This window comes from Blastomonas sp., from assembly GCF_041747255.1.
In the GTDB taxonomy this organism is placed as follows: domain Bacteria; phylum Pseudomonadota; class Alphaproteobacteria; order Sphingomonadales; family Sphingomonadaceae; genus Blastomonas.
The window spans coordinates 1-5,970 of record NZ_JBGTFM010000185.1; the positions used below are offsets into that span (position 1 = coordinate 1).

Genomic DNA, 5,970 nt, shown 5'->3' on the forward strand with positions numbered 1-5,970 from the left:
GCAGACCTGCGCACAACCGTCGATACCGCCCGACTGACCGGGGCCAATCCCTTCCGCACCATCCTTGGCGCTGTCTCCGCCTGACGGTTCAGATCCGGGGGTGGGTAATTACGGTCTGGGACAAAGCTGCCAATCGCTACCACTACGGGGAACGACCGGTTACGCTTAAACCGGTCATCCTTGAAGCAGCGAAGGTGGCACCGACGCAGACCGCTAAAAGGCCGGGAGCGGAATGCCCGGTTTCGGGCGACGAGATAAGGATAGCTGCCTCTCGTTTAGGTATGCCGTGTTGGGAAGCGGCACCTTAAGTGCTAGAGACGGACAGTCCTTGGTTTTTGTTGACCTAGGCGTTGGGTCGAAGGAGAAGGCCGTGATTCACGCGGGCGGGGGCGAACTGGGCGCGTTGATGCGCGGCCATGACTGGTCGACCTCGTCGATCGGATATCCAGACACATGGCCCCCAGCCCTCCAAACGGCAGTCAGCATGATGCTCCCAAGCAAGCATGTCATGTTCGTTGCCTGGGGTCCCGACCTCGCTTTTCTGTACAACGATGCCTACCGACCGGTATTCGGCAATAAGCATCCTTGGGCGCTCGGCCGACCGTTCCGGGAGGTCTGGTCGGAAGTCTGGGCTGAGATCACGCCATTGGTGGAAACAGCGCTTAGCGGTGAAGCGACTTGGTCCGAAAACCTTCCACTCGTTCTTGAGCGCAACGGATATCCCGAAGACTGCTGGTTCACTTTTTCGTATTCGCCGTTACGCGATGATAACGGCAATATCGCCGGTCTTTTCTGCGCTGCTGCAGAGACGACTGAGAGCGTGCTGGCGGAACGGCGTCTAGTGGCCGAGCGCGAGCGCCAGCAGCAGCTGTTCGAGCACGTACCCGGTTTCGTCGGAGTTTTGCGCGGACCCGATCATGTCTTTGAATATGCGAATGACGCCTATGATCGCGTCGCTGGCAAGAGAGGCTTTGTCGGCCAGACCGTGCGCGCGGCGTTTCCAGAACTTAAGGGCACAGGCGTGTTCGAGGCGCTCGATCTCGCATACGCGACAGGCGAACCTTACGTGGCGCGCGATGTTGCGCTCAGCCTGCAACGCACGCCCGGAGCCGAACCCGACCCTCTCTTTCTTACGTTTACTTATCAACCGATCGTTGACGAGCGCGGTAAAGTAACGGGCATCTTTCTCCAGGGGCAGGACGTTACCCAAGAGCATCAGGCGGTGGCCGCACTTACGCACCTGAACGCCACGCTTGAACAACAGGTCAGCGAGCGCACGCGCGAACTTTTGGTGACCGAGGCGGCGTTGCGCCAAGCGCAAAAAATGGAGGCTATCGGCCAGCTCACTGGCGGCGTCGCGCACGACTTCAATAACTTGCTCACCCCGATCATGGGTGCGCTGGACATACTGATCAGGCGCAAGGTTGGTAATGAGCGTGAGCAGCGGATGATCGATGGTGCCCTTCAATCGGCCAATCGCGCGAAAACGCTCGTTCAACGGTTGCTCGCCTTCGCGCGGCGGCAGCCTTTGCAGGCAGTCGCGGTCGACCTCGCCACATTAATCGACGGGATGGCTGCCTTGATTGCCAGCACAGTCGGGCCACAGATCATCGTGCGGGTCGAGCTTGACGAAAACCTTCCACCAGCCAGTGCCGATGCAAACCAGCTCGAAATGGCGATCCTCAATCTTGGCGTGAACGCCCGCGATGCCATGCCGGGCGGAGGCACTCTGACGATCACGGCCGTCCTTGAGAGCGTGCGTGGCGAGCATCGGTCCGGGCTAAACGACGGCAACTATGTGCGTCTCTCCGTGGCGGATACCGGCACCGGTATGGACGAGGCCACGTTGGCCCGCGCTACCGAGCCTTTCTTCTCGACAAAGGGCGTCGGCGCGGGAACTGGCCTGGGACTTCCAATGGTTCACGGCCTCGCTGCGCAGCTCGGTGGTGGACTCACCATCATCAGCGAGCTGGGACACGGGTCCGCCTTAGAGCTGTGGTTGCCCGTCAGTCTTGATCCGCTAGGCGAAGCGGTTGAGGCAAAGGTTGCGGTAACGCCGGTCAGGCCGCGATTGTGCGCGCTTCTCGTCGATGACGAGCCTCTCGTGCGGATGTGCACGGCCGACATGTTGACGGACTTGGGCTACGATGTGCTCGAGGCGAGTTCTGGCGAGCAAGCTCTGCGGCTTCTTGACGAAGGTGTGCCCCCTGACATCATCATCACCGACTATCTCATGCCAGGAATGAGCGGCGCAGAACTTGTATCAGCGGTGCGCGACCGAAAACCGGGGTTGCCGATCCTGATCATCTCTGGATACGCCGAGCCGGAGGAGATCCCGCTAGACTGGACGCGACTGACGAAGCCATTTCGAAGTGCGGACCTCGCACAGAGTATTGCCAACCTCATGCGTGAGAATGCTGCCGAGGGCACCTGACAGATGCGGCAGTCACTTGGCTTGCCTTGCTTCCCAGCTGTCAATGATGGGAAACGATGCCCCTCGAAACGGTCGCTTGGTAACAACTAGCCGGAAGAAGACTGTCATGGTCGCGCCGCTGGTGCTGGATGGCCCAATCAATGGCGACTGGTTCGAGGCCCATGTCACTCATTTCCTGATAGCTGAGCTTCGGCCCGGTGGATGTCGTCATCAAAAAACGCGCTAATCCAACGTGGGCGTAATTCGCCTCGGCTGCATATCATCTATGTCCGTTGTCCGGCTGGATTGTGTGGAATCGCCCAATTCAATTAATGCTGCAACCAACGTGCTCCAATATACGTTGCACATTCGAACCCCGGCAAAGCAGCGGTCTTGCCCTGGCGAACACTTTGGTTGCGCGCCGCTCCACGATTTGGGGAATACCCATGACTAAAAAAGTACCTCTATTGGCTCTCCTGGCCAGTAGTGCCGCGTTGCTGTCTGCCGTCAGCTTTGCTTCGATGCCACGATCTGTGGCGCAAACCGAAAGCTTCGCTGGTCCCGCCGACCAGGGCACACCTCTGCCGCAGGCATTTGGCGACGCTACCCTTGGCCGAGATGTCTTCCGCTTCGAAACCTTTGGAAATGAAGGTTTCTGGACCGACGCTGTGCGCATACCCGCAGGTATCGCTTCGGCCGGGGTCACGCCGATGCAGGCATTGCAACTTGGGCTCCAAATTGATGCGGATGCGATCGACCCCGCGACAAAGGCAAAACTAGCAGCTGAGTTACGAGCAGATCCGACTGGCCGCAGCTCATCGCTCCTCAATGATCCCGCCGTCACGATGGTGCTGATCAAGGCCAACGCAGTCATCGGCATGGTGCCGAAGGGTGCCAAAGTCGGCGTGAGCTGTGCATTGTGCCACACAATGACCGATGCTTCGGTGTTCAAATCGCCAAATGGTGGCTCCATCGGCAGCCGCGAAGACGGGCGTGCAAATCACGATCTTAACATGGGCGCAATTTTCGCCACAGCGGCCAACACGCGCGCATTGTATCCGATCTCGCAGACGCAGCTCGACGCCAACAATGGAAAGACGCTCGGCCGTGCGCCACAGGGTCTCACGGAAAACTCCACCGAGGCAGATTTCGACGCCTATTTCAGCAACCCGGCTTATTACCCCGTTGGGATGTTCGACGATACATTCGACGGAAACGGTAATCCGATGCACAACACGCCGTTCTTTCAGCAGAGTCATGCCGCGCCCTATGGCAGCGAAGGCCTAATCACCAAGATCGATGACTTTAGCAACCTCGTCTACACTACGCTGTTTGACCTGACGATGTTGACGACCAAGGGTGGGCGCGCCTTTATCCACAGCGTCGCCGGGCCAGCTGGTGACGAGATGATTGCCGATTATGTGAAGATTCTCGCCGCGACAAATGTCACAGGTTATCCTTATGTGCAGGCCCGGCGTGGTGGTAAACCAGGGGCGCTTGCCACGCCGATAGGCTTCCGCGTGGATAATCGCAAATTGCTCGCGATGAATGCCTATGTTTCATCGCTGCCTGCCCCGCCGGGCGTATCCACTGATCCTCAGGCCGAAGCCCGGGGCCGGGCGTTGTTTATTTCGACTGGTTGCACTGGTTGCCACAATAGCGATCAGGGGCGAGCGGTGCCTACGACGATCCACCCAATGGCGCGAATTTGGCCCGGCGATCGCCCGGTCATCCTTGCACAGCGCATGCCGCCTTTCAACGCCGTGCAAGAGACGCCGGGGAACACATTCGACGACAAATGGGTCGTCATCAACGCCAGCCTTCGCGGCGAGAAGCGCGGCGTGGCAATGCCACTGCTGCTCGATCTCGCGCGCAAGCCAGTCTTCCTGCACGATAACTCCGTACCGAGCCTGGAGGCGCTGTTCGACCCTCGCCGTGGGTCTTCTGCACCCCATCCTTTCTACCTGACTCAGCCCGCACAGCGCCAAGAAATGGCGGCTTATCTGCGTACACTGGACAGCCGATCGCGGTGATCCTCTTGCCAAGCGCGCTTAGGGGAATACGCAGGTTGCTGCGATCAACTCGGCTAACCCAGCGCCTCCCCCAAACCGCTCGCAGTCAAACCGGGGAGGACGAGTCTCGCCCGATGATGCGACGATCAGGCCAGTATCAATGCTGGCCGAGCAGGTCCCGAAGCGAAGCCCGACGATCCCGGCGAATTTGCCAACAGTGCCTATCGCTGCAACCACTTCCTTGACCCTGTGCGTGCAACGGGCGGCATACCGCAGATCGTCGCCACCGGCATGTGGGGCCGCAACGAACATAAAATGCTGCGTAAGCTCAAAGAATGGAATCAACCGATCCACCGGGTGCGAGGCTGGATCGAGAATATATTCGGTAAATAGCAGTGCCGCTATGGGCTTTGCCAAATGCGATGGCGTGGCATCGCTAAAGCCGCCGTCCAAGTTCACCTCACTGCGATCGCCTACACCCTGAAACCTAAAACGAAACCTCAGCACCGTCACCGCTCAGGGTTGAGATGCCGGTCATCATGCGTCCAGCACAATGCGGGAGTAGTCCCTAGCCTGGAACTGAGAAAATTAGATAGTTTCAACTGTCTAGACCCACCCGCGCACAGGTCTCATTAGGTCGTCCAAATTGCTAGCGATATTCTGGATTGGGGTGATCGAAATGCGTTCCGGCGTCCCATATGTCCCTCTGATTACCAGGAGTTGGGTATCCGCCACTTTTCTTGAGCATCGCGGCCATGTGCATTAAGTTCCACGCCATGAAAGTCGTGTTTCGGCGGGTAAATTCGTTGTCGCGTCCAACCTTTCCGTCGTCTCCATACGAAGGACCGGGACCGGCCTCGCCGATCCATCCTGCGTCCGCCTGCGGAGGCACGACATACCCGAGGTGCTGGAGCGAGTAGAGCACATTCATTGCGCAATGCTTGATGCCATCCTCGTTGCCGGTAACGACACATCCCGCAGTCCGGCCGTAATAGACATATTGGCCTTGATCGTTGGTTTCGCCGCTGTAGCCATAGAGGCGTTCGATCGCGCGTGTGCAGATGGAAGATTTGTCGCCCAGCCAGATCGGCGTGCCGATGACGAGAATATCGGCCGCCAGTACCTTTTCCTGAATGGCTGGCCATTCGTCATTGTCCCACCCGTGCTCCTTCATGTCGGGCTGCACGCCTGGCGGAATATCGTGATCGGCGAGGCGGATTGTCTCGGTGACAACACCGTTTGCTTCCATGATCGCGATGGCGTTGTCCATGAGCAACTGAGTGTGTGACTGCTGGTCCGAGCGTTTGAGACTGCTATTGAGAAACATGGCGGCGAGGCCCAGTCCGTCGAAATGGATGTTGCTGGTCATGGCGCTCCTCGCGTGGTGGGTTCAACATCGTAACGCTTGAAGTCACAAAAAGAACAGGACGTTTGCAGAATTCTGTGCTTTTGGTGTCAGCTCATTGAACAAAAAGGTTCGGGAAACCATCAGACGTGCGGAACACCGCGAGATAAACGGCTGTCGGCTTTCGGGTTCAACTTCTG

At 58.4% G+C, this 5,970-nt stretch carries 4 protein-coding genes; 2 read left to right on the forward strand and 2 right to left on the reverse strand.

From position 1 onward, the window contains the following. Window positions 1-370: 370 nt before the first annotated feature. Window positions 371-2,434, forward strand: coding sequence for a PAS domain-containing protein (locus tag ACEW8G_RS06505; protein WP_373487623.1), 2,064 nt, complete (start codon window positions 371-373; stop codon window positions 2,432-2,434). 425 nt (window positions 2,435-2,859) lie between these two features. Continuing rightward, on the forward strand, window positions 2,860-4,446 hold the full coding sequence (locus tag ACEW8G_RS06510) for a hypothetical protein (RefSeq protein ID WP_373487624.1): 1,587 nt from the start codon (window positions 2,860-2,862) through the stop codon (window positions 4,444-4,446). Window positions 4,447-4,464: 18 nt separating this feature from the next. Here the strand turns inward: ACEW8G_RS06510 and ACEW8G_RS06515 are convergent, their stop codons facing one another. Both ACEW8G_RS06515 and ACEW8G_RS06520 read right to left on the reverse strand, forming a co-directional pair. Next, entirely contained in the window at window positions 4,465-4,878 is a 414-nt protein-coding gene (locus tag ACEW8G_RS06515; RefSeq protein ID WP_373487625.1) for a hypothetical protein, read from the reverse strand. Window positions 4,879-5,074: 196 nt separating this feature from the next. Then, window positions 5,075-5,794 carry a flavodoxin family protein gene (locus tag ACEW8G_RS06520; protein ID WP_373487626.1) on the reverse strand — a complete coding sequence of 240 codons (720 nt, stop codon included), beginning with the start codon at window positions 5,792-5,794 and terminating at the stop codon, window positions 5,075-5,077. Window positions 5,795-5,970 lie beyond the last annotated feature (176 nt).